The sequence below is a fragment of the Streptomyces sp. NPDC096012 genome, from assembly GCF_040426375.1.
GTDB lineage: Bacteria > Actinomycetota > Actinomycetes > Streptomycetales > Streptomycetaceae > Streptomyces.
Window position 1 is genome coordinate 166,802 of sequence record NZ_JBEOTD010000007.1, and the last position, 24,274, is coordinate 191,075.

General features: G+C 73.7%; 20 protein-coding genes. 14 read left to right on the forward strand and 6 right to left on the reverse strand.

Annotated features, from left to right (window positions below):
* Positions 1 to 175 precede the first annotated feature (175 nt).
* From ABVB68_RS10450 to ABVB68_RS10480, 7 genes are all read left to right on the forward strand, one after another.
* Positions 176 to 1,774, forward strand: a complete 1,599-nt coding sequence (locus ABVB68_RS10450; protein WP_503006066.1) for a beta-N-acetylhexosaminidase — start codon at positions 176 to 178, stop codon at positions 1,772 to 1,774.
* Between the two features lie 617 nt (positions 1,775 to 2,391).
* Entirely contained in the window at positions 2,392 to 2,988 is a 597-nt protein-coding gene (locus ABVB68_RS10455) for a hypothetical protein (protein WP_353600622.1), read from the forward strand.
* Between the two features lie 225 nt (positions 2,989 to 3,213).
* Positions 3,214 to 3,600 (forward strand): hypothetical protein, encoded by a 387-nt coding sequence (locus tag ABVB68_RS10460; protein ID WP_353600623.1) that lies wholly within the window; start codon positions 3,214 to 3,216, stop codon positions 3,598 to 3,600.
* A 184-nt stretch (positions 3,601 to 3,784) separates the two neighbouring features.
* Positions 3,785 to 4,486: an RNA polymerase sigma factor gene (locus tag ABVB68_RS10465; protein ID WP_353600624.1), complete on the forward strand. Its 702-nt coding sequence runs from the start codon at positions 3,785 to 3,787 to the stop codon at positions 4,484 to 4,486.
* A gap of 53 nt (positions 4,487 to 4,539) precedes the next feature.
* Positions 4,540 to 4,800, forward strand: coding sequence for a hypothetical protein (locus ABVB68_RS10470; RefSeq protein WP_353600625.1), 261 nt, complete (start codon positions 4,540 to 4,542; stop codon positions 4,798 to 4,800).
* Positions 4,801 to 5,116: 316 nt separating this feature from the next.
* Positions 5,117 to 5,779, forward strand: a complete 663-nt coding sequence (locus ABVB68_RS10475; RefSeq protein WP_353600626.1) for an RNA polymerase sigma factor — start codon at positions 5,117 to 5,119, stop codon at positions 5,777 to 5,779.
* Positions 5,779 to 7,029, forward strand: a complete 1,251-nt coding sequence (locus tag ABVB68_RS10480; RefSeq protein WP_353600627.1) for a hypothetical protein — start codon at positions 5,779 to 5,781, stop codon at positions 7,027 to 7,029. Before ABVB68_RS10475 ends, ABVB68_RS10480 begins: the two co-directional genes overlap by 1 nt.
* Before the next feature lie 382 nt (positions 7,030 to 7,411).
* On the opposite strand, the gene ABVB68_RS10485 is transcribed toward ABVB68_RS10480, so the two are convergent.
* Entirely contained in the window at positions 7,412 to 8,227 is an 816-nt protein-coding gene (locus ABVB68_RS10485) for a L,D-transpeptidase family protein (protein ID WP_353600628.1), read from the reverse strand.
* An 80-nt stretch (positions 8,228 to 8,307) separates the two neighbouring features.
* Here ABVB68_RS10485 and ABVB68_RS10490 point away from each other — a divergent pair, with 80 nt between their 5' ends.
* On the forward strand, positions 8,308 to 9,888 hold the full coding sequence (locus tag ABVB68_RS10490) for an acyl-CoA mutase large subunit family protein (protein WP_353600629.1): 1,581 nt from the start codon (positions 8,308 to 8,310) through the stop codon (positions 9,886 to 9,888).
* A 407-nt stretch (positions 9,889 to 10,295) separates the two neighbouring features.
* On the forward strand, positions 10,296 to 10,946 hold the full coding sequence (gene leuE, locus ABVB68_RS10495) for a leucine efflux protein LeuE (protein WP_353600630.1): 651 nt from the start codon (positions 10,296 to 10,298) through the stop codon (positions 10,944 to 10,946).
* Positions 10,947 to 11,202: 256 nt separating this feature from the next.
* Here leuE and ABVB68_RS10500 read toward each other — a convergent pair whose 3' ends face one another.
* From ABVB68_RS10500 to ABVB68_RS10515, 4 genes are all read right to left on the reverse strand, one after another.
* Positions 11,203 to 12,135, reverse strand: coding sequence for a class I SAM-dependent methyltransferase (locus tag ABVB68_RS10500; protein ID WP_353600631.1), 933 nt, complete (start codon positions 12,133 to 12,135; stop codon positions 11,203 to 11,205).
* A gap of 396 nt (positions 12,136 to 12,531) precedes the next feature.
* Entirely contained in the window at positions 12,532 to 13,716 is a 1,185-nt protein-coding gene (locus ABVB68_RS10505; RefSeq protein ID WP_353600632.1) for an acyltransferase family protein, read from the reverse strand.
* A 494-nt stretch (positions 13,717 to 14,210) separates the two neighbouring features.
* On the reverse strand, positions 14,211 to 15,545 hold the full coding sequence (locus ABVB68_RS10510; RefSeq protein ID WP_353600633.1) for an alpha-2,8-polysialyltransferase family protein: 1,335 nt from the start codon (positions 15,543 to 15,545) through the stop codon (positions 14,211 to 14,213).
* Positions 15,542 to 16,519, reverse strand: a complete 978-nt coding sequence (locus ABVB68_RS10515) for a glycosyltransferase family 2 protein (RefSeq protein ID WP_353600634.1) — start codon at positions 16,517 to 16,519, stop codon at positions 15,542 to 15,544. Before ABVB68_RS10515 ends, ABVB68_RS10510 begins: the two co-directional genes overlap by 4 nt.
* A 198-nt stretch (positions 16,520 to 16,717) precedes the next feature.
* Here ABVB68_RS10515 and ABVB68_RS10520 point away from each other — a divergent pair, with 198 nt between their 5' ends.
* From ABVB68_RS10520 to ABVB68_RS10535, 4 genes are read left to right on the forward strand one after another with little or no spacing between them, the layout of a single operon-like run.
* The gene (locus ABVB68_RS10520; protein ID WP_353600635.1) at positions 16,718 to 18,046 is read left to right on the forward strand and encodes a DUF6716 putative glycosyltransferase; all 1,329 of its coding nucleotides are present in this window, start codon (positions 16,718 to 16,720) and stop codon (positions 18,044 to 18,046) included.
* A gap of 23 nt (positions 18,047 to 18,069) precedes the next feature.
* Positions 18,070 to 19,314 (forward strand): cytidylyltransferase domain-containing protein, encoded by a 1,245-nt coding sequence (locus tag ABVB68_RS10525; protein WP_353600636.1) that lies wholly within the window; start codon positions 18,070 to 18,072, stop codon positions 19,312 to 19,314.
* Between the two features lie 12 nt (positions 19,315 to 19,326).
* The gene (locus ABVB68_RS10530) at positions 19,327 to 20,265 is read left to right on the forward strand and encodes an N-acetylneuraminate synthase family protein (RefSeq protein WP_353600637.1); all 939 of its coding nucleotides are present in this window, start codon (positions 19,327 to 19,329) and stop codon (positions 20,263 to 20,265) included.
* A gap of 50 nt (positions 20,266 to 20,315) precedes the next feature.
* Positions 20,316 to 21,464 (forward strand): hypothetical protein, encoded by a 1,149-nt coding sequence (locus ABVB68_RS10535; RefSeq protein WP_353600638.1) that lies wholly within the window; start codon positions 20,316 to 20,318, stop codon positions 21,462 to 21,464.
* Between the two features lie 357 nt (positions 21,465 to 21,821).
* Here the strand turns inward: ABVB68_RS10535 and ABVB68_RS10540 are convergent, their stop codons facing one another.
* Positions 21,822 to 22,493 carry a class I SAM-dependent methyltransferase gene (locus ABVB68_RS10540; RefSeq protein ID WP_353600639.1) on the reverse strand — a complete coding sequence of 224 codons (672 nt, stop codon included), beginning with the start codon at positions 22,491 to 22,493 and terminating at the stop codon, positions 21,822 to 21,824.
* 234 nt (positions 22,494 to 22,727) lie between these two features.
* Here ABVB68_RS10540 and ABVB68_RS10545 point away from each other — a divergent pair, with 234 nt between their 5' ends.
* Entirely contained in the window at positions 22,728 to 23,966 is a 1,239-nt protein-coding gene (locus ABVB68_RS10545; protein WP_353600640.1) for an amidohydrolase, read from the forward strand.
* Positions 23,967 to 24,274 lie beyond the last annotated feature (308 nt).

Below are 24,274 nucleotides of genomic sequence, written 5' to 3' on the forward strand. Positions count from 1 at the left end.
GTCGTCAGGTTATCGAGAATGGTCACTGTGTGTCCGCGCGATGCCCGAATTTCACCCGGACGGCAGAGTTTCGGAACGCCTGGGTGACGAACGAGGCGGCGATCGGTCGTACGTTGGCAGAGTGAACCAGCACAAGCGCCGGGACACGGCGCAGCAGGTGATACGGAAGCGCGCGGTGGTGGCCGCCGCGTTCGTCGGCACCGTCGCGCTCGGCACGGGCGTGGGCGTGTGGGCCTCGGCGAACGGGGACGGCGCGAACGCGGAGGGAGGTGCGCGCCAGTCCTCCGACCGGGTGTCCGGCTCCGGACACCGGGCAGCGCCGTCGGCGAGTCCGTCGCCGACCCCGTCCTATCCGCTGTCGCAGGCGCCCCGCACGATCCCCGCGGTGCGCTCCCACACGGCGGCGCGCGGCCCCGGCTGGAAGCCGCAGCGGGGCGAGCGGGTGGTGGTGAGCGACGCCGGGCTGGCCGACGAGGGCCGGCTGCTGGCCGGTGAGCTGGGACTGGCCTACGGCGGCCAGAAGAACGACGCGCGGGCCGGTGACGTGCGGCTCGCGCTCGGCGGCGCGGGCGGGAACCCGGAGTCGTACACGATGACCGTCCGCGGCGGGCGGGTCGACATCAGCGGGCCGGCCCAGGCCGGGGTCTTCTACGGCACCCGCACGCTGAAGCAGGAGGTCCACGGCGGGGGCACGGCCCCGGAGGGGGTCGTGCGGGACGAGCCCGCCAAACCGGTGCGCGGGTTCATGGTGGACATCGCGCGCAAGCCGTACAGCGAGTCCTGGATCGAGGACCGCGTCCGCGAGCTGGGCGATCTGAAGTACAACGAGCTGGGGCTGCACTTCTCCGACGACCAGGCCTTCCGGATCGAGTCCAGCACCCACCCCGAGATCGTCTCCCCGGACCACCTGACCAAGGCGCAGGTCAAGAGGATCGTGGACCTGGCGAACAGCCGGCACATCACCGTCGTGCCCGAGATCGACTCGCCGGGACACCTGGGCGCCGTCATCGCCGCCCACCCGGACCTGCAGCTGCGCAACGCGAACGGGGTGGCGACCAGGGGCGCGGTCGACATCTCCAACCCGGCCGCCGCGAAGATCGTCGACGATCTGCTGAACGAGTACGCGGGCCTGTTCACCGGCGGCCAGTGGCATCTCGGCGGCGACGAGTACCAGGCGCTGACCGTGAAGGACCCGCAGGCCTCCTATCCGCAGCTGGCCGCGGCCGCGCGGCGGGCCTACGGCTCCGGCGGCACCGTCGCCGACCTCACCACGCAGTGGCTCAACGACCGCGCCGACACCGTCCGCCCCCACCACAAGACCATCCGGGCCTGGAACGACGGCTTCTTCCGGGGCACCTCCGTGCAGCCCGCCGGGGACCTCCAGGTCGCCTACTGGACCGGCAAGGAGATCGGCGCCCGGGAGCCGGTGGAGTACCTGGCCGCGGGGCGGAAGATGATCAACTACAACGACGAGTTCCTGTACTACGTGCTCGGGCAGCCGCAGACCTTCGTGTATCCGACGGGGCAGCGCATATACGAGCAGTGGAACCCGCGGGTGGTGCGCGGCACGACCGCCGTGCCGGCGCGCTACGACGGGCAGGTCCTCGGCGGGACGTTCGCCGTGTGGGGCGACTTCCCCAACGCGCAGACGCAGGACCAGGTCGCCGCCGGGATCCGGATGCCGCTGCGGGCCACCGTGCAGAAGCTGTGGGACCCGGGCAAGCCGGCACTGACCTGGGCCGACTTCCAGCGGCTGGCGGGCCGGCTGGGCTGAGGCCCGCGCCGGGAGACGCGTGGACGGAGGACGGTCCCGGAACGCAGGTTCCGGCGGTTTCGACGCGCGCACCGGCTCAGGGGGGAGAGCCACGCGAGCCGCGTGAGTTCCGTCGCCCTCCCGCTTCCGTCCTCGTCCCGGGGATCCCGGCGTGCTCTGCGTGCGCCGCCGCGACTTCAGCGCGGCGGCCGACAACACCCTGCGCCACCGCTGCGCCCACGCCACCGGATCGTCCTGGACGGCTGGGACGCCGGCGCCCCCTGGGGTGAGCGGCCGGGCACACGGTGGTCGACGCCCGGTGGACGATGTGGCTCGTCTCCCTCTTCGCCGCCCGCCCCGGAACCTCCCGGTCGGGGGCGGGCCGGGACGGCGTCGGAACCGTGCGACGCGGCCCGGCTGACGCTCGTCGGTGACGTGCTCGACGTGGTGGCCGCCGTGCTCGGCGTCGTGGTGGTCCTCGAACTGACCGCCCCGCAGGGCCGCAAGGTCCTCGCGGGCCCGCTGCCGACCCCGGCACTTGGCTGAAACGCTTCGGCAGTGACACTCCTGGGCCGTCGCACGCAGTAAGGGGAAGTGCGGGCTCCGTACCGGGCGGTGCCCAGGCGAGGGAGGCTTTGATGAGCCTGGTGGAACTGATCGCGCAGGCCGACGAGCGCGGACTGGCCGCCAGCGGCTTGGCTTGTTTGGATCGGTGCCTGCCCCTGCTCGGCGGTGACGACGAACTGCTCCGCCCGCTGTGGGCGGCCCTCGCCGACGGCTCCGACTGGGGCGAGGGCCTGGAAAAGGCGCGTGCCGCGCTCGGCACCGCGCCGTCCGCCGAGGACGAGGCCGCCCGGCTCACCCGCCGCATGCTGGACGCGGCCCCGGCCGAGCGCACCGCCGGCACGGTACGGCCGTGGGCCGACGCCTGCTCGGTCGCCTCCCTGCGGGTCCACCGGCTGCTCGACCCCGCCACCGGCACCACGGACGAGGACGGCCTCGCCGCCGGGCGCGCGGGTGCCGCGGAGGATCTCCAGCCGCTGGTCGCCGCCGAGCTGCGCCGGCAGGTCGCCGTCCTGGAACTCCTCGCCGGCCACGGCGCACACGGCCTGCGCCACGCCCGCGAAGTCTCGGTCGAGGGCCGCCGCGTCCTGCGCGCGGTGGTCTCCCGCCGGGCCCGGGGCACCGTGGACCCGGAGGCGCAGGACTCCGGGGCGCAGGACTCCAGGGCGTAGGACTCGGGGACGCAAGCCGCTGGGCACCACCGTCTGCTCCCGCCCCCCCGTCTGCTCCCGCCCCCGGCAGAAGCCGCTTCCGTGGTTCAAACCCCGTGGCCGGGCGGGTCCTGTGACTGTCGTGCGGTGGACATGGGGCGGTCCTGCGCCGGTTGGCGAAACGTCGCCGAATCCGGTGACGGATCCCCCTCCCGGCTCGCTTTTCCCTATGTGACAGCCCAGTACGTGACAGCACAGCAGCAGACCAGGCCGCACGCCGCGGCGAAGCCAGAGCGGTGGGCGGCGGACGCGGTCGCGACCATGCGTGAGGGGGCGCGGATACGGCTCGACTACTCGGCGCAGAGCCTGTGGCGGGTGGACCGGATCATCGAGGAGATACGCCATGAGCAGCCGCCGTACGCAGCGGTGGAGAGCGCGCTGCGCGCCTTCGGCGCCTACGCCGGCGAGGTGATCGTGCGCCGGACCGGCGCCGAGTGGTGGACGACCGGCGGGGAGCACTGGGTGCGCACTCCCGACGGCCGGCTGTGGGACCCCATCGACGAGGCCCGGCGCTGCTTCACCGGCCACGGCTCGCTGCGCCTGCTCTGCCGCGACGCGACCGCCCTCGGCTGATCCGGTCCGCCCCGGACGCCGGGGTGCGCCTGCCGCGGTCGCGGACGTCCCGGGCCCCCGGCCCGGCTGTGACACTTCCGCGGGACCCGGCGCTGATGATCGTGGAGGACGCGGACACGGCGGCAGCGAGGCGCACCCCGAGGGACGCCCGCGGTGGCCATGACTCGGCACGAACGAGGACGTCTTGGGCCAGGGAGGGGAACGCCGACCGCAGCCGCGGGACGCGGAGCTGGGCGCGGCCGTCGCGCGGGCCCAGGAGGGGGACGAGGCCGCCTTCGCGGTGGCCTACCGGATCGTGCAGCCCGCGCTGCTCGGATACCTGCGGGGCCTGGTCGGCGACGACGCCGAGGACGTGGCGTCCGAGGCCTGGCTGGAGATCGCCCGGGACCTCGGCCGGTTCAAGGGCGACGGCGCCGGATTCCGCGGCTGGACCGCCACCATCGCCCGGCACCGGGCCCTGGACCAGCTGCGCCGCCGGCGCACCCGGCCCCGGCCGGCCGCGCTCGATCAGGCCGCCCTGGACCTGCCCGGCCGGCACAGCACGCACGACCAGGCCCTGGAGTCCCTGTCCACCGAGCGGGCGCTGGCACTGGTGCGGGCACTGCCGCGGGACCAGGCCGAGGCCGTGCTGCTGCGGGTGGTCGTCGGCCTCGACGGGCCGTCCGCCGCACGCGTTCTCGGCAAGCGTCCCGGCGCCGTCCGCACGGCCGCCCACCGCGGGCTGCGCCGGCTGGCCCGGCAACTGGGCCCGCCGGGCGCGGCGGACGGGGGTGCGACGAGCGCGGCGGACGAGGGTGCGACGAGCGCGGCGGACGAGGGTGCGACCAGTGCGGCGGACGAGGGTGTGACGGATGCGGAGCCCCGGGCGCTGGGGGAGTCGGAGTGAGTGCACACGGCCGGGAGGCGAACGGCCCGGCGTGCGGGACGAGGACGGGACCGGTGGCGGACATGGCGCAACGGCACGGCACCGGCGGCCCGTCCGCCGTCCCCGGACCGCCCGGACTGCCGCGGCTGCCCGGATTCGAGACGCGGTTCGGTGCGGTGCTGCGTGCGGACGGCGGCGTGTCCGGGCCTGCCCGGGAGGCCGAGCGCCGGGCCGTGGCCGCCTTCCGGGCCGCCCGTGAGGCGGGGGCGCACCGGGCGCGGACCCGGCCCCGGGACGACTGGGCCCCGAACGGCCGTGCGGCCGGTTCCCGTTGACGGGCGTCCCGGCCACAGCCCGCCCAGGGAGCGAACGCCGACGCCCGCGGGCCGTACCCGACGGGGCAACGGCCGGGGCCGCCACCCCCCACAGGAGAGGCCCCGGCCGTCGCGCGTACGGACCGTTCACGGCCCGTACCTCCTTCAGCGCCATGAGTGCGTTTTCTGTCACACCCCGGCACACCCGAAGCTCACCCTGCGCACATTCGTGCCTGGTCACGAGTTAGTTGCATCTTCTACGGACATGGACGGGCAGCGGTTTCACGCCGTAACGTGCCTTTCGCGCCGACCGAAGACAGGCGTTCAAGGGAGTGCGGTGCTGGGGGACGACGCGGAGCTGACCGCCGCAGTACGTGCAGCACAGGACGGTGACGAGACCGCGTTCCGTGTGGTGTACCGCGCGGTGCAGCCACGGCTGCTCGGATACGTGCGCACGCTGGTCGGCGACCCGGACGCCGAGGACGTGGCCTCCGAGGCCTGGCTGCAGATCGCCCGCGACCTCGACCGGTTCAGCGGCGACGCCGACCGGTTCCGCGGCTGGGCCGCCCGGATCGCCCGCAATCGCGCCCTGGACCACATCCGCATGCGCGGCCGCCGCCCCGCCATCGGCGGCGACGAGACGGAGCTGACCGGCCGGGCCGCCGAGTCCGACACGGCGGGTGAGGCCATCGAGGCCCTGGCCACCGGCAGCGCCCTCTCCCTCATCGCCCGGCTCCCGCAGGACCAGGCCGAAGCGGTCGTCCTGCGGGTGGTGGTGGGGCTCGACGCCAAGACCGCCGCCGAGACGCTCGGCAAACGCGCCGGTGCGGTACGCACCGCCGCGCACCGCGGCCTGAAGCGGCTCGCGGAGCTGCTCGCCGACGATGCGGAATCGGCGGGCGGGCTCGACGCGCTGCCACCCCAGCGAGAACCGCGCCGGGGCGCGGTGACGTCCGCAACTGTGACGCATACGCGTGCGCGGACGCAGAAGGACATGTGATGGCCGACGAGCGATACAAGTGGCTGAACCGTCGAACGGCAGAACGTCTGCTGCGTGGTGAGCCGCTGGAAGCCGTCGACGCCTCCGGGCGTGACCAGGCCGAACCCCTGTCCGAGCTGCTCGGCGCGCTGTCCGCCGAGGCGGCCCGCACCCCTGGTGAACTCCCCGGTGAGTACGCCGCCCTGGCCGCGTTCCGCAAGGCGCGGGAGGCGGCCGAGGCCGAGCGCGCCACCGCGGCCCGCGCCGACGGCGCCCCGGGCCGGAGCACCGGCACACCCGCCCACGGTGCCGAGGTGGGCCTCATCCGCATCGCGGGACCGGGCCGTAGCGGAATCCCGCTCCGGCGCCCCCGCTGGGCCCGCCCGGTGCGCCTCGCCCTCGCGGCCGCGGTGGTCGCGGGCACGCTCGGCGGGGTCGGCGTCGCCGCCGGCAGCGGGGTGCTGCCCACGCCGTTCCGTGACGAACACCCCGGGCCCGCCGCGTCCGTCACCCCCGAGACCTCCGGGCAGCCACTCGGCTCCGCCTCCCCGCACGCCACGCCCGGCGGCGGCCCCGGCACGCCCAGCGGCCCCGGCGCGCCCGCCTCTCGCGGCGACGCCTCCGACCAGGCCGTCGGACCGGACGGGGACGGCGGCCCGAGCGCCGACTCAGGCTCCGGCGCGTTCTCCGGGGGCGCCGGAGCCGACTCGCCGGCCGCCGCCGCGGCCTGCCGCGCCGTCCGGGACGGCAGGGAGCTGGACGCCGGCCGCAAGCGCGCGCTGGCGCGTCTGGCGGGCGGCTCCGCGCGCGTCGACAAGTTCTGCAAGACCGTCCTGACCGCTGGAACTCCGTTCTCGGGCCCCACGAACGGCGGCAAGGGCGACGCGAAGGCCGGCGGCCGGGGCGAGGCCGGCAAGGGCGGCGAGGACAAGGGCAACGGCGAGGGCGGCGCGGGCAAGCGCGGCGCGGGCAAGGACAAGGGCCACGGCAAGAGCGGCGAACAGGGGGACGACCCGGGCGGCGACGGGGACGCCCACCCCGGCAAGGACCGAGGCGGCCACGGGCGTCACGGCCGCGACGACCGGCATCGCGGCGGCGGGGACCGGCGCCACGGTGCCCTGCCCGTTCCCGCCGACCGCGGCCGCCCCGCGCAGCGCAGCCTCAGCCGCGAAGGATCCGGCGCCACCCCCGCCCCGGCCCACTCCGGCCACCCCGCCCGGCGCCCGGCGCCGGTGACCCCGGCATCGGGCCCCACGCACACCGCGCCGTGACCGGCCCTGGTCGGCCCCGCGTACACCGGGCAGTGACCGGCCCCGGTCGGCCCCGCGCACACCGCGCAGTGACCGGCCCCGGTCGGCTCCGCGCACACCGCACAGTGACCGGCCCCGGTCGGCCCCGCGCCGTTCCTGGAGACCGCCGACGCTTCTGACCTGCGGTTTCGTGAGCCGGAGGAAATTTTCCGCGCTGGGTGTGACGTTTCTGGAGCCCGTGGCGCAGTACTGAGTGAGCCGACTGGTCATCGGCCGTCGCACCGAGCCGGGGTTCCCCCCGTACCTACGGCTCGTGCACACGGCGCGGGCGGGACACGTTCCCCCGGTCCCGCCCGCGCCCCGCAAAGCACCCCCCGCGCATCCCGCGCCGGCGGCCCGGCCCTCACCAGTGGACGACGACCTTGTCGCCGACCCGCACCTCGGCGAACAACCGGGCGACCGCCGTCTCGTCCCGCACGTTCACGCACCCGTGCGAGCCGCCCGCGTAACCGCGCGCCGCGAAGTCGTACGAGTAGTGCACCGCCTGGCCGCCGCTGAAGAACATCGCGTACGGCATCGGCGAGTGGTAGAGCGTCGACACATGGTGCCGTGACTTCCAGTAGATGTGGAACACGCCCTCCCGGGTCGGGGTGTACTGGGCGCCGAAACGCACGGCCACCGTCGACACGGTCCGGCCGTCCACCATCCAGCGCAGCGTCCGGGTGGTCTTGTCGATGCACAGCACCCGCCCGGACAGGCAGCGGGGATCGGGCGCGCCGGCGGGCTGACCGCCCATCAGGTACAGCTCCCACTTCCCCGGCGGCCGGGTCATCGCCAGCAGCCGCTGCCAGGTCACGGCGTCCGTCTCGCCGGTCCGGGGCAGCCCGCGCTTGCCCTGGAAGCCCTCGACGGCGCGCTCGGTCAGATCGTCGTACGACCCCGTCGGACCGTCGTACAGCCACGCCACCTGGCGCAGCCGCGCCTGCAGCTCCCGTACGCCGGGCCCGCTGTCGCCGCGCGACCACAGCACGCGCGGCGCCGCGGCCGCGGGCGGGTCCGGGGCCGTACGGGTGGGTTCGGGTCGGTCCGACGGCATGCTGATGCGCACCGGCAGGCCGTGCTTGCCGTCGGCGTCCGCGGGCTGCACGGTGCAGCCGCAGAGGGCCGCGAGAGCGGCGGCCGAGGCGAGTACGGCGGCGAGCGGGCCCGGGATCCTCATGCGAGGGATGCTTCCCCGCGTGAGCGCCGCCGAACTACGGGGCATGGTGAGGGGGAGCGAGACGTCCTGCGGAGGCATCCATGGCACGTGAGTCGGAGTCGGGCCTGCCCATCGAGCCGGTCTACGGACCACCCGGGCCGAACGGCTGGGACCCGGCCGAGAAGCTGGGCGAACCGGGCGCGTACCCGTTCACCCGCGGGGTGTACCCGACCATGTACACGGGCCGGCCCTGGACCATGCGCCAGTACGCGGGCTTCGGCACGGCCGCCGAGTCCAACGCCCGCTACCGGCAGCTGATCGCCCACGGCACCACCGGCCTGTCCGTCGCCTTCGACCTGCCCACCCAGATGGGCCACGACTCCGACGCGCCCCTCGCCCACGGTGAGGTCGGCAAGGTGGGCGTGGCGATCGACTCGATCGAGGACATGCGGGTGCTGTTCGACGGCATCCCGCTGGGCGAGGTCTCGACGTCCATGACGATCAACGCCCCGGCGGCCCTGCTGCTCCTGCTCCACCAACTCGTGGCGGAGGAGCAGGGGGTCCCGGCCGGGCGCCTGACCGGCACGATCCAGAACGACGTGCTGAAGGAGTACATCGCGCGGGGCACGTACATCTTCCCGCCCAAGCCGTCCCTGCGCCTGACCGCCGACATCTTCCGCTACTGCACCGCCGAGATCCCGAAGTGGAACACGATCTCGATCTCCGGCTACCACATGGCCGAGGCGGGCGCCTCCCCCGTCCAGGAGATCGCCTTCACCCTGGCCGACGGCATCGAGTACGTCCGCACCGCGGTGGCGGCCGGCATGGACGTGGACGACTTCGCCCCGCGCCTGTCCTTCTTCTTCGTGGCACGTACGACCCTGCTGGAGGAGGTCGCCAAGTTCCGCGCCGCGCGCCGGATCTGGGCGCGGGTGATGAGGGAGGAGTTCGGCGCCCGCAATCCCAAGTCGCTGATGCTGCGCTTCCACACCCAGACGGCCGGCGTGCAACTGACCGCGCAGCAGCCCGAGGTGAACCTGGTCCGGGTCGCCGTCCAGGCCCTGGGCGCGGTCCTCGGCGGCACCCAGTCCCTGCACACCAACTCCTTCGACGAGGCGCTCGCCCTGCCGACCGACAAGAGTGCGCGGCTCGCGCTGCGTACGCAGCAGGTGCTGGCCTACGAGACGGACGTGCCGGCGACGGTGGACCCGTTCGCCGGCTCCTACGCGGTGGAGCGGATGACGGACGACGTGGAGGAGGCGGCCGTCGCCCTCATGCGCAGGGTCGAGGACCTGGGCGGCGCGGTCGCGGCGATCGAGCGGGGCTTCCAGAAGTCCGAGATCGAACGGAACGCGTACCGCATCGCGCAGGAGACCGACTCCGGTCAGCGGGTGGTGGTCGGCGTCAACCGCTTCCGGCTGGACGAGGAGGAGCCGTACGCGCCGCTGCGCGTGGACCCGGCGATCGAGGCCCGGCAGGCGGAACGGCTGGCCCGGCTGCGGGCCGAGCGGGACCAGGGGGCGGTGGACTCGGCTCTGGACGCGCTGCGGAAGGCGGCCGAGGGGCAGGACAACGTGCTGTATCCGATGAAGGAGGCCCTGCGGCTGCGGGCGACGGTGGGGGAGGTGTGCGGGGCGCTGCGGGAGGTGTGGGGGAGTTACGTCCCGAGCGACACGTTCTGAGCGCCTGCAGGCCGGCGTCCTGAGCGGACGTCGACCGCCGACCGTCTGCCGGTCACCTGCCGCCTGCCTGCTGCTCCGGCCGAGCGGCCACTGACCGTCTGCCGGTCACCTGCCGACTGCCTGCTGCTCCGGCCCAGCGGCCATCGACCGCCGGCCGGCCGTCTACGGGTCACCCTGCCGACTGCCTGCGCCCCCGGCCGAGCGGCCATCGACCGTCTGCCGGTCACCTGCCGACTGCCTGCGACCCCGGCCGAGCGCCCACTGACCGTCTGCCGGTCACCTGCGACCCCGGCCGAGCGGCCACCGACCGCCTGCCGACCCCGCCTGCGACCGTCCGCCGACCCCGCCGGCGACCGCCTGCCGGGGGCCCCGGCCCGTTGTCGTACTCCCGTGCGACACTCCCTCTCATGTTCGGCGTCATCGATCTCCCCACCTATCTGGCAGGCCTGGTCCTGATCATCCTGCTGCCCGGTCCCAACTCCCTCTACGTCCTCTCCGTCGCCGCCCGCCGCGGAGTGCGGCCCGGCTACACCGCCGCCGCCGGTGTGTGGTGCGGGGACACCGTGCTGATGACACTGTCCGCGGCCGGGGTCGCCTCCCTCCTGCAGGCCAACGCCCTGCTGTTCGGGATCGTGAAGTACGCCGGCGCCGGATATCTGACCTGGCTGGCGATCGGGATGATGCGGGCCGCGTGGGCGATGTGGCGGACCCGGCGGGAGCCCTCCGTGGAGGACGCCGCGCAGGCCGCGGAAGCCGACGAGCGGCCGTTCCGCCGTGCCCTCGTCGTCAGCCTGTTCAACCCCAAGGCGATCCTGTTCTTCGTCGCCTTCTTCGTTCAGTTCGTAGACCCGGGCTACGCCTACCCGGCCCTCTCCTTCGTCGTTCTCGGTGCCTTCGCCCAGCTCGCCAGCTTCCTCTACCTCAGCGCGCTGATCTTCGGCGGCACCCGGCTCGCCGCCGCCTTCCGGCGCCGCAAGCGGTTGTCGGCGACGGCCACCTCGGCGGCCGGCGCGCTGTTCCTCGGCTTCGCGGTGAAGCTGTCGCTGGCCGGCGCCTAGGCGCACCGCTCAGCGGAGGCCGACCGGGCGGACACGCGTCCGCACCGGCCGCCGTCTCGCCCGCCCGGGCGACGCAACCGTCCGGGCGGACCGGGAAGACACCGGGGCCGTAGGACTCCGGGGCCGCCGGGAGCGCCGCGACGGCCGGGACGGGTGCCGCCGCGCCCGGCAGCGTCCGGTGCGGCCCGCGTACGTGTCGAAGAGCCGTGCGCCGTCCACCGTGCCGTCGGGTGCGCGGTCGGCCGGCCCGCCGCCGTCAGGCCCTGGCCGCGCGTGCCTTGCGTATCGCCCGGGTGATGACCGGTGGCAGCAGGTCGGCGGCGATCCGGCGCACCCGCCGGCCGGGCCGGGGCGCGGGGCGGGCCGGTGGTGCCGGTGCCGCAGCGGGTGCCGGTGCCGGGCTCGCCGGCGTCCCGGCGACGGGCTCCTCGGCGTGCCGGGAGAGCGGGAACTCCGGCGCCGGCATCCGCTTGGACTTCAGGCGGACGATCTGGTGCCCGGCGGCCTCCTGGACGCTCAGGTGGCAGTCGGTCCGCTCGCGCACCATGGCCATCAGCTCCTGCCGGATCGGCTCCGGGTCGCCCCAGGTGCCGTAGAGCTTCTGGGTGCTCAGGCAGACGGGGCGCAGGCCGCGGTTGAGCACGGCCTCCCAGGTGGCCATGGACACGCCGGGCGTGTGCTCGGAGCGGAAGTCGTCCAGCACCACGATGCCGTCGGGCAGCAGCAACTCCCGGGCCGCCCCTATGTCGGCGTGCACGTGCTCGTACAGATGCGAGCCGTCGATGTGCACGAACCGGCAGGAGCGGGGCTCGGTCTCGGCGGGCACCAGCGAGCTGGGCCCCTGGAGCACGCGGGGCAGCCCCTCGTGGAAGGCGCGGTAGTTGTCCTCGAAGCGGCGCCGGGTCAGCGCGCGGTAGGACTTGGCGGACTCGGCCCGGTTGGCGTCGTCCGGGGCGTCGCCCTCGAAGAGGTCGCACACGGTGTACTTCTCGCCCGGCTGCAGATGGCGGCCGGTGAAGATCGCGCTCTTGCCCATGTAGACCCCGATCTCCAGCAGGTCGCCGTGTGTCCCGGCGGCCTCCTGCCTGCTCAGGAACCAGTCGAAGAGCAGCTGGTCGAGCACCGGGAACCAGCCCGGGACATCGTCCAGTCGATGGGGCGGTCGGGTCGCTTCCTGGATGGCGGCCATGCGGCGGAGGCACTCCCTCGGTACGGCAGTCGGTGATCCCTGCGGAAAGCCTGTGCTGTGGGGGCAGGGGCAGGGGCACTACGGTGCCTGCCCCGACGCCATGTTCGAAACCCACGGCGAAATGAACGGCAACCCAACATCGGGTCGCCCCGCGGGGGTTCAGTCCGACACCGGGGCCCACCCCGCGGGGTGCGGCCCGGCGTGCGGTCCGTCCGGCGGGGACCGGCCGGCGTGCGGTCCGTTCCGCGGGGTGCGGCCAGGCGTGCGGTCTGTCCCGCGGGGTGCGGTCCGTCCGGCGGGGACCGGCCCGGCGTGCGGTCTGTCCCGCGGGGTGAGGCCCGGCGTGCGGTCCCGTCCCGCGGGGACCGGCCCGGCGTGCGGTCCGCCGCTCGGGGATCAGCCGGCCGACCCGCCGTCCTTCGCCGCGGTGAACCCGGCGGGAACTCCCGGTGTACGCGCCCTCTTCAGCGCCTTCTTCAACCGGGGACCGAAGGGCTTCTCCACGAACCGGTGGATCAGCCACGCCAGCAGCAGCATGCCGAGCACGGTCAGCACGAGCGTCGGCCACGGCGGCAGTCCCAGACCCCGGTGCAGCACCCGGATGACGAACCAGCCCAGGTGCTCGTGGACCAGATAGAACGGGTACGTCAGCGCACCGGCCGTGACCAGCCAGGACCAGTCGGCCCGTCCGGTCCAGCCCAGGGCCACGGCGGCGACCGCGGCGAAGGCGAGGGTGACGATCGCCATGATGACCCACGGGTCGCGGTGGAAGTCGCCCTGGGCGCCGGCATGCCACAGACCGCGCGTGGCGGTGCTCTGACCGAGAAGCCAGGACACCGCGACGATGCCCCACAGCAGCAGGTCGCCGCCGAAGCGGTGGATCAGGTACAGGGCCAGACCGCCGATGAAGAAGGGGGCGTAGTCCGGCATGATCAGCTGGTCCGTCAGTTCGTTGCCGGACGTGCGGCACACCACCGCCGCCAGCGTCCACACGCCGCAGAAGAGCACGACGCCGCGGTAGGTGACGCCGCGCAGGACGACGAACAGGGCGAACAGGGCGTAGAAGCGCACCTCGACCCAGAGCGTCCAGCACACCCCGAGCACGCGGGTGGCGCCCATGGGCTGCTGCAGCATCGTCAGGTTGACCAGGAACTCGTCCGGCCGGACCGGGTGGACGACCACGGGGAGGACGACGGCCGCCGCGGTGACCAGCACCAGGGCGACCCAGTAGGCGGGGTAGAGGCGGGCGACCCGGGACCGGAAGAAGTCGCCGAGGGTGCGGCCCCAACTGCTCATGCAGATGACGAAGCCGCTGATGACGAAGAAGAACTGCACGCCCAGGCAGCCGTAGGTGGCGGCCCGGCCGAGGGTCGGGAAGACGGCGGCCGGGGTCTGGTGCCAGGACCCGGAGACCGGGCCGCCGCGGCCGGCGTAGTGGTAGAGGCAGACCATCAGGGCGGCCACGAGCCGCAGGCCGTCCAGGGCGAGCAGGCGGCCCCGGCGGGCGCGCAGGGGTGCGGAGGCCGTCCCGGGCACGGGGGGAGCGGGAATCGCGGCGAGGGCGGGGGAGGAAGGAGCCATGGTGCTCGGCCCCTACCCGAAGAGCGGCTGATCATCTCGGATTCTTTTGTGAAATTCCCCGAGAGGGCGGGGCCGTGCCGCCGGCACCTGGGCTAATCACGGAAATGACCTTTTTGGCAGGTCGATTGTTTTCTCATCCGTCCGAGTTCGTTAACCTGCCCGTTGTTTTATCTTCCCGGTTCATCCATTCACCCCCGGGTTTCGGCAAACGCATGGCGTCCGGCCGTAAAGGCCGTATTCGCTCGGCGGAGTCAGGAGAGTTCACCGCCGGAGTCGCCGCACCCGCGCCCGCCGACGGCGAACCAGGACGGCGAGAAGTCCCCGGCGGCCGGCGCGGGCGCGACCTGTGCGGCCGGACCCGTCCGGTGGCGCGGCGGGAACTGCTGTGGAGGGCGACGCGGGACGACGCTGCCCGAATCCGGACCGTCCTGGGCCGGTGACGACGACGGGGCGGGCCCGGTGACCGGGCCCGCCCCGAACGGCGCCAGGGGTGTTCAGCGGCGTACGACCCGGCGCAGCCCGCGCGCCTTGCGGGCCATCCGGCGGACCGTGGCGTTGCGCGGGATGAACGACAGCTGCGCCGGCACCCCGCCGGGCAGCGCCAGCGAGGTCAGACGCTTGCGCTTGAAGTAGCGCAGGGTCCGCCGGTCCAGGTTCTTCGCGAGGTAGGCCTCCGTCTCCCGGCGCAGCCGCGGCAGGATCTTCGGCTGCATCGCGAAGCCCACGGCACGCACCAGCGCGCCCAGCGCGGCCACGTCCATGGCCCCGCGCTGCTCGCCGACGGCGGCGCGGTCGCCCAGCTCGGGCAGCAGCGCGTCCACGACGGTGACCGGGATGCGGTTGCTGTTCTCGAACGGCGTCAGCCGCTCCAGCAGCAGATCGGTGCCGACCCGGGCGACCGGCAGGCCGTACAGCGCGGACGCGGTGAGCAGCGCCGTGGAGAAGCAGCCGACGACCAGTGCGGGACGCATCCGCTGGTACAGCACCTCGGCCAGCACCGGCGTGTCCAGCACCGTCAGTTCGACCCCGAGCCGCTCCGCCTCCTGCTCCAGCGAGCGGGTGAAGCGGGCCGGGGCGGACGGGTGCGGCTTGAACACCACGCCGGTGTGCCCGAGCGCGGCCGCGCCCTGGAGCATCCGCACGTGCAGCTCCTCCTCCTGCTCGGGGGAGAGGATGTCGAGCGCGGACAGGTACTGGCCGAGCAGCAGCGCGGGCTCCTCGATCGCCGGCAGACCGTCGCCGGCCGGCGCGAGTTCGGCGAGCACCTTGGTGAAGGCCTGCGTCGCGACCACCTCGCCGGGCACCTCGAACTCGGTGAGCAGCAGCGGCTCGAGACCGGGCACCAGGTCCAGGTGGAGCACCCGGTCCACCCGGGTGCCGACCAGCGGGTCGATCTTGTTGCGGGTGGGGCCGTAGCTCATCAGGCCGTCGGCGTAGACGGTGACCGGGGCGCCGGTGAAGATCTGCGCGAGGCTGAGCGACGGGCTGACCTGGATGGACTCCACGACCAGTTCCACGTCGTCGTCGGCCAGCCGCCACTCGTGGCGCAGGTAGCGCTCCCAGAGCGGCAGGTCGTCCGGGCGCGGTGCCCAGCCGCCCGGGTGGAACGGGGAGATCGCCGCGTTGTACGACAGCACCTCGTCGAACCGGTCGCGCAGCCGCTCGAAGCCGGGCGTCTCGTCCAGGCCGGGCGTGGTCTCGGGGGTGGCCGCGTTGTTGCAGACCAGCAGGATCCGCCGGTCGGCCGGGCGGAAGCAGCCGGAGTCCAGGGCGGCGGCGAGCGTGGCCGTGCCGTACAGCGTCGACGCCTGGAAGATCTGGGTGGTCACGCGGCGACCCCCGCGGGGGCGGGCCGGCGGCGCAGCCGGCGCAGCTTCGTGGCGCGCAGCAGGTCCATGGAGTCCAGCGCCTCCTCCAGCACGTCCTGCGGCATGCGCCGCAGGGCGCCGGCGCTCAGGGATTTCAGTTTCTTCGCCACCGCCGGCTCGAACCTCTCGATGGATCCCAGGTGATGGGAGATGATCGCGCAGTAGGTGCGGACGGCCTTCGGCAGCAGTTCGCCGGCCTCCGGGTCCTGGGCGGTTTCCGCGATGACCTGGTCGAACGCACGAATGAAATCGAGCTGCCGCACATCGCCGATCTGGGTGAGCGACGAGGCGACTCCGCGCCGGTAGAACACGCCGAGCAGACTCACCGCGGCGAAGGACTCCGCCTCCCGGTGCAGCCGCCAGATCCACGGCCGGTCCTCGGCCGTACGCAGACCGTCGGTGAAGTGCAGCAGCCCCTTGTCCACCAGCCGCCGGTGGTAGACGCCCGCCCAGGCGAAGGCGTAGTCCACGGAGGTGGACCGGTCGGCGGGCAGGATCGCCGCCCGCGGGTCCAGCACCACGTTCCGCCGGCCGACGGGCACCCGGTGCACGCTGCGCGCCCGGGCGGTGCACTGCACATGGTCGGTGCGCAGGAAGTCGCAGCCCAGGCCCTCGATGGCCGCGACCAGTTGCGGGTAGTAGCCGGGGGCGAGCCAGTCGTCCCCGTCCAGGAATGTCAGGTACTCGCCGCGCGCCCGGTCGATCCCGGTGTTGCGCGCGGTCGCCAGCCCCCCGTTCTGCTCGTGCCGGACGAGCACCGCGCCCGGCAGCTCGCGCTCCGCGCGCGCGAGAATCTCTGGTGTCCCGTCGCGGGAACAGTCGTCGACGAGAATGAATTCGAAGTCCTCACGCGCATTCGCCCGCAGGCTCCTGAGCGTGTCGGGCGCGTATTGCTGCACGTTGTAGAACGGCACGATGACGGAGAGCTTGACCACGTCAGGGACGTTAGGGCGAAGCCCGTCATTCGTCTTGACGGCCTGCTTGATACCGGGTGAACGACACGTGGCGAAGCTGTGAACCAGGCCTATTTCCGGTGTGGTCACGAGCCGATTCGCCATTCGGCGATGTGCTGTTAACCGTTTGTTGTGTTCCGGTTGGGCGGGACCTCGAAATGGCTTCCTAGCGTCTTGGACGTGCCAACAAGTGCAAGGAAGTCCCTGCGGGTCGCCGTCCTCGCGGACTCCGACACCCGGTGGAAGTGGGGCGCGCTCACCGCGCAGCGTCTCACTCCCGCGGATGCCGAGGTCCGGCTCGACGGCTACCTCCTGCGGGGACGCGCCACCCCGACAGCCCGCCAGCTCCAGGAGGTCGGCGTCCGGGCGGACTCGCTCCGCGAGGTCACCGGCGTGGAGTTCCTCCGCGCGATGACCGAGGAGCCGTACGACGTCCTCGTGCTCGCCCTGGTCGGCGGCGGTGTGCAGGCGATGCTGCACGGGCTGCGCGCCGCCTGGGGTACGGGCCGGCGTCCCGTCGTGGTCACCGGCTACGTCGGCGTCGTCTACGAGAAGCTCACCGACGGGCTGCTGCTGCGGCACGGCGCGGACCTCGTCCTCGCCAACTCCCGTCACGACGCGGACCGCTTCCGGGCCGTGTACGAGGGCGTGGGCGCCGACGCCTCCTCGGTCACCGAGGTCGCGCTGCCCTTCCTCGACGGGCAGCCGTACACCGGCGGACACGAGCCCTACACGGTGGTGTTCGCGGCCCAGCCGTCCGTCCCGGACAACCGCAGGGACCGTGCGTACCTCCTCGACCGCCTGATCGAGCACGCCCGCAGGCACCCCGAGCGCGAGGTGCTGCTGAAGCTGCGCTCCAAGCCCGGCGAGCACACCACGCACATCGAGGAGCTGCCCTACCAGAAGCTCGTCCAGGGCATGGACCCGCCGGCCAACTTCCGGCTCGTCTACGGTCACATGGGCGAGGTGCTCGACCGCACCGACCTGCTGGTCACGGTCAGCTCCACGGCCGCCCTGGAGGCCCTGCACCGGCGCGTCCCGACGGTCGTCCTGACCGACCTCGGGGTACGCGAGGTGCTCGGCAACCACCACTTCACCGGCTCCGGGTGCCTCGCCTCCTGGGACCAGCTGGACGCCGGGCACCGCCCGGTGCCGGACCCGGAGTGGGTCGCCCGGCAGGGCGTCGGAGCCGGGGCCGCCGCCTCCGGCGAAGGCACCTACGCCACCGCGTACGACACCGCACGCGACCGCATCGCCGAACTGCTGGACCGCTCCGGCGCCCTGCCGCCCCTGAACCCCTACTACACACCCCGGACCGCGCCCGGCTACCTGCCCGGAATCCTGGCCCGCCACCACCTCGGCCCCGACGGCGCCCCGCTGCCCGGCGCGCCCACCGCCGACAAGGCGCCCGGCCCCGTCCGCCAGATCGTGCGCCGCGCCGCGCGCGGCGCCTACCGCCACGGCGTGCAGCGGGTCGCTCCGGTGATCCGGCGGATGGGAGAGCTGTGACCTTCGTCCAAGGAGGAGAAGCCATGTCCGACCCGGAAGCGGGCCAAGGCGCTTCGGTGCGCCGGGTGCTCGCGGTGATCCCCGCCCGAGGCGGCTCCAAGGGCGTCCCCGCGAAGAACCTCGCGCCGGTGGGCGGCATCCCGCTCGTGGCACGCGCGGTCCGCGAGTGCCGGGCCACCCGCCTGGTGACCGACGTCGTCGTGTCCACCGACGACCAGGCCATCGCGGCCGCCGCCCGGCAGGCCGGCGCCGAGGTCGTGCTGCGGCCCGCCGCCATCGCCGGCGACACGGCCACCTCGGAGGCCGCCGTCCTGCACGCCATGGACGCGCACGAGGCCCTGCACGGCGCGGCGGTCGACGCGGTCCTGCTGGTGCAGTGCACCAGCCCGTTCATCGTCCGGGAGGACATCGACGGGGTCGCCGCCGCGGTCGTCGAGAACGGCGCCGACACCGCCGTCACCGTCGCCGCCTTCCACGGTTTCCTCTGGCGGGACGGCACCGACGGGATCAACACCCCGGAGACGGCCGGCGGATACGGCGTCAACCACGACAAGTCCTTCCGCCCGCGCCGCCAGGACCGCCCCCAGGACCTGCTGGAGACCGGCGCCGCCTACGCGATGGACGCGGCCGGCTTCCGCGAGCACAACCACCGCTTCTTCGGCCACACCGAGCTGGTGCGCACCGACCCGGCCCGGGTGCTGGAGATCGACGACCCGCACGACCTGGCGCGGGCCCGGGCCCTCGCGCCCCTCTTCGACGCGGACCGCCCCGGTTCGCTGCCGACCGCCGCGGACATCGACGCGGTCGTACTGGACTTCGACGGCACCCAGACCGACGACCGGGTGCTGATCGACTCCGACGGACGGGAGTTCGTCTCCGTGCACCGCGGGGACGGACTCGGCATCGCCGCGCTGCGCCGGAGCGGCCTGAAGATGCTGATCCTGTCCACGGAACAGAACCCTGTGGTCGCCGCCCGCGCCCGGAAGCTGAAGCTCCCGGTGCTGCACGGCATCGACCGCAAGGACCTCGCCCTCAAACAGTGGTGCGAGGAGCAGGGCATCGCGCCGGAGCGCGTGCTCTACGTCGGCAACGACGTGAACGACCTCCCGTGCTTCGCCCTCGTGGGCTGGCCCGTGGCGGTCGGAAGCGCCCACGACGTCGTACGCGGCGCCGCACGCGCGGTCACCACCGTCCCCGGCGGCGACGGCGCGATCCGAGAGATCGCCAGCTGGATCCTCGGCCCCTCTCTCGATTCCCTCCCCAAGTAAGGACATCCCCCGATGAGCACCAACTCCCGTCTGCGTACGTTCGGTTCGCGCGAGGTCGGCCCCGGCCGTCCCGTCTACATCTGCGGCGAGATCGGCATCAACCACAACGGTGAGCTGGAGAACGCCTTCAAGCTGATCGACGTGGCCGCCGAGGCCGGCTGCGACGCCGTGAAGTTCCAGAAGCGCACCCCGGAGATCTGCACCCCGCGCGACCAGTGGGACATCGAGCGCGACACCCCCTGGGGCCGGATGACCTACATCGACTACCGCCACCGGGTGGAGTTCGGCGAGGACGAGTACCGCCAGATCGACGAGTACTGCAAGAGCCGGAACATCGACTGGTTCGCCTCCCCGTGGGACACCGAGGCCGTCGCCTTCCTGGAGAAGTTCGACGTCCCCGCCCACAAGGTGGCCTCCGCCTCCCTCACCGACGACGAGCTGCTGACGGCCCTGCGCGCCACCGGCCGCTCGGTCATCCTCTCCACCGGCATGTCGACGCCCAGGCAGATCCGCCACGCGGTCGAGGTCCTGGGCAGCGACAACATCCTCATGTGCCACGCCACCTCCACCTACCCGGCCAAGGCCGAGGAACTGAACCTCCGCGTGATCAACACGCTGGAGAAGGAGTTCCCGAACGTCCCGATCGGCTACTCGGGCCACGAGACCGGCCTGCAGACCACCCTCGCCGCGGTCGCGCTCGGGGCGGCCTTCGTCGAGCGTCACATCACCCTCGACCGCGCCATGTGGGGCTCCGACCAGGCGGCCTCCGTGGAGCCGCAGGGCCTCACCCGCCTGGTGCGCGACATCCGCACCATCGAGGCCTCCCTCGGTGACGGCGTCAAGAAGGTCTACGACTCCGAGATCGGCCCGATGAAGAAGCTGCGCCGCGTCGCCGGCGTCGTCGCCGAGGCGGAGATCGCCGCGGCCGCGGGCGAGCCCGTCTCGGTCTGAGCACCCCGATTGACTGACGGATTGCCCTACGACGGGACGGTCGTACGCCGATGAGCCCCCGCGCCGGTCACGCCGGCCACCCTCCCCGCACGCTCGCCTTCGTGGAGAGCCCGGTCCAGCTGCTGAACGTGCTGGAGTGGGCGCATCCGCGAGGCCTGCACGGCGCCGGCCCGGACACCGTGCCCTCCGTGCCGGCGCAGATACGGCGGACGGTGGCCGGCGGGAACCCGGCGGCCGGCGCGGAGCTCACCGTCGTCGTCCTGTCCCCGACCGACCCCATGACCCGCGGCCAGCTGCGCCGCATGGCCGACCTGGCGCGGGACGAGGGGTACCGGGTGCGCTGGGAGGAGGCGCGGGGCGGTACGACCGCGCCCTTCCACACGATCGGCGGCCTGGCGGGTCCACTGCGCCGGGCCGACCGGATCGTCATGGGAGACCCCTTCTCCCGCTACGTACAACTGCTGCTGACGATCACCAGGGCCAGGGATCTGGTCGTGGTCGACGACGGCACGGCGACGATGGAGTTCGTCGCCCAGCTGGCCCGCGGCGAGCGCCTGGTCCGCTGGCACCGCAAGGGCGGCCGCCCCGGCGCGCGCGACCTGCTCTTCGCGCCGGTGTCCTCCTCGGCCCGCCGCCGCCTCACCCCGAGCGCCCGCCGCCGGGTCGAGGTCTTCTCCTCCATGCCGGTGACCGAGACGCCCGAGGGCGTCACCGTCACCGTCAACGACTTCTCCTGGACCCGCGCCCGCTTCGGACCGCCGCGCATCACCAGGGGCGCGGACATGGTCGGCACGTCCCTGGTGGAGACCGGGGTGGTGGACGGCGACCGCTACCTGGACGCCGTCCGCACCCTGGCCAAGGCCCACGGCGCCACGCGTTACTTCGCGCACCGCCGCGAGAGCACGGACAAGCTGCGCCGCCTGGCCGTGGAGACCGGCCTGGAGATCGTCCGCCCCGAGCTGCCCCTGGAACTGATCGCCCGCCGGGGCCCCATCGGCGGCACGATCCTCAGCTTCCCCTCCACCGTCGTGCACACCCTGCCGCTCGCGCTGGCCGGGACCGGGGTGCGCGTGGCGGTCTGCGACATCGACCCCTCGTGGCTGACCGAGAGCGCCTCGCCCCGGGCGCAGGGCTTCCTGTCGGGGGTCACGGGCACGGCCAAGGACGTACACCGGCTGGCGGCGGTGGCACCGGCGTAACCATGGGACGCCGGCCTCGGACGGACCCGCCGCCCCCGCGTCACAGCGGCCTGGCCAGGGCGCGTCCCCGGCCCGACCCGCGGCCCCCGCCTCACAGCGGCCCGGCCGGGGTCCGCCCGGGCCCGACCCGCCGCCCCCGCGTCACAGCGGCCTGGCCAGGGTCCGCCCCCGGCCCAACCCGCCGCCCCCGCCTCACAGCGGCCCGGCCGGGGTCCGCCCGGGCCCGACCCGCCGCCCCCGGTCACGGTCGACTCGCTTTCTCGCTCTTCCTGCCCGTCGGGGAAAGCACTCCCATCGGGGGAACGGGCGGGCCGGCCGGGCCGGTCACATCCCTCCCGGCCGGTCCCCACGGCACCCTCAGCCGGCCTCCAGGGGCCTTCTGGCCAGTACGAACGCCCGGGCGCGCCGCTCCTCCCCGGCCGGCTCCCGGACAGTCGTCGCCACCGGTTCCAGGCCCGCGCCGGTCAGCGCCGCGGTGACCTGTTCGGGCGTACGCCAGTAGTAGTCGAGCGCGATGCCGTGGCCGAAGCGTTCGGCCAGATGGAGGCGGTCGGGCGCGCCCTCCTGGGCCGCCTGGAAGGCGAGCAGGGCGTGACCGCCCGGGACCAGCGTGCGACGGAACTCCGCGAAGGCCCGTGGCAGGTGGTCGTCGGGCACGTGGATCGTCGAGTACAGCGCAAGGATGCCGCCCAGGGTGCCGTCCGGCAGATCGAGGGACGTCATGGAGCCCACGTGGAAACGCAGTTGAGGATGGGTCGCGCGGGCCAGGTCCACCATCGCGGGGGAGAGGTCGACGCCGAAGGCCCGGGCCCCCCTCGCGTGGAGCAGCGCGGTGACATGGCCGGGGCCGCTGCCGAGGTCGGCCACGGGCGCGGTGCCGTTCGACGCGGCCAGCTCCGCGAAGGCGGTGACCAGGGCGTGGTCCAGCGGGTGGGACAGACCGCTGGGGAAGGCGGCCGTGTACTCCTTGGCGATCGTGTCGTAGGAGGCGCGGGTGGTCTGCAGGAAGTCCGGTGTCCAGTCGCTCACGAGCGCGGACCCTAGCGGGACCCGAGCCGCTCCGGGGTCCGGTTCCCGGACATGACGAGCGTGACTCCGCCGAGGCGTGGTATGCGTGGAAGGAGGAAACAGTGGTTTTACCCATCAGAGTCCGCCGCCATGCGTCCGCCGGTCAGATTTTCTTCCCCTAACGGGCTGAAGTTTTGTTGATCGAGGGGTAGTTGACCAGCCGGGCGTCCTACCCTTCAGAGGGTGAAGCAATTGATGTCCCTAGAGTCCGAGGCCGGCCTCGCGGGGGATGTGCTCCCCGGTGTGCTGAGCGAGTCCCTGCACGCCGAACTGGTCGCCTTCCGTCGCGACTTGCACATGCACCCCGAGCTGGGCAATCAGGAGTTCCGTACGACCGCCGCGATCAAGGAGCGGCTCGAGCGGGCAGGGCTGCGGCCCCGGGTCCTCGCCACCGGAACCGGACTCCTGTGCGACATCGGGCTCGCGGAGGGTGAGCGCCCGGCCGTGCCGGTGCTGGCCCTGCGCGCGGACATCGACGCCCTGCCCATCCCGGACACCAAGACGGACTGCCCCTACCGGTCCACGATCCCGGACCGCGCCCACGCCTGCGGCCACGACATGCACACCACGATCGTGCTGGGCGCCGGGCTCGTCCTCGCCGACCTGCACGCCAAGGGGCTGCTGTCGCGCCCGGTGCGACTGGTGTTCCAGCCCGCCGAGGAGGTGCTGCCCGGCGGCGCGCTCGGGGCCATCGCGGACGGGGCGCTCGACGGGGTGGGCCGGATCCTCGCCGTGCACTGCGACCCCAAGGTGGACGCGGGTCGGATCGGGCTGCGGCACGGCCCCATCACCAGCGCCTGCGACCGGCTGGAGATCGCACTGGACGGCCCCGGCGGGCACACCGCCCGCCCGCACCTGACCACCGACCTGGTCACCGCCGCCGCCCGCGTCGCCTTGGACGTGCCCGCGCTGGTCGCCCGGCGCGTCGACACCCGCGCGGGGCTCGCCGTGACCTGGGGCCGGATCGAGTCCGGGCACGCCCCGAACGTCGTACCGCAGCACGCCGAGCTGTCCGGCACGGTCCGCTGCCTGGACCTGAACGCCTGGCGGGACGCGCCCGACATCGTGCACGCGGCCATCGACGAGGTCGCCACCCTGCACCGCGCCAAGTCGGAGATCAACTACATGCGGGGCGTGCCGCCCGTGGTCAACGACCGGGAGTCCACCGACCTGCTGCGCCGGGCCATGGTCGCCCGGCGCGGCATGCGCTCCGTGGAGAGCACGGAGCAGAGCCTCGGCGGCGAGGACTTCTCCTGGTACCTGGAGGAGGTGCCCGGCGCGATGGCCCGCCTCGGCGTCCGCACCCCCGGCGACCGCACGGCGCGCGACCTGCACCAGGGCGACTTCGACGCGGACGAGCACGCGATCACGGTGGGGGTGGAGATGTTCACGGCGGCGGCGTTCCTGGACGCGGCCGGCACCGGGGAGAGCTGAACCGGGTCCACGGGACGGATCCGCGGTGCGGGTCGGGCACGGGTCCGCGGTGCGGGTCAGGCCCGGATCGGAGGGTGCAGGTCGGGCACGGATCCGCAGCACAGGTCGGGCGCGGATCCGCGGGTGCAGGGTCGGGCACGGGTCCGCGGTGCGGGTCAGGCCCGGATCCGAGGGGCAGGTCGGGCATGGGTCCGCGGTGCGGGTCAGGCCCGGATCCGAGGGGCAGGTCGGGCACGGGTCCGCGGTGCAGGTCAGGCACGGGTCCGCGGTGCAGGTCGGGCCGCCCGGTCCGAGCCACGGCCCGCGCC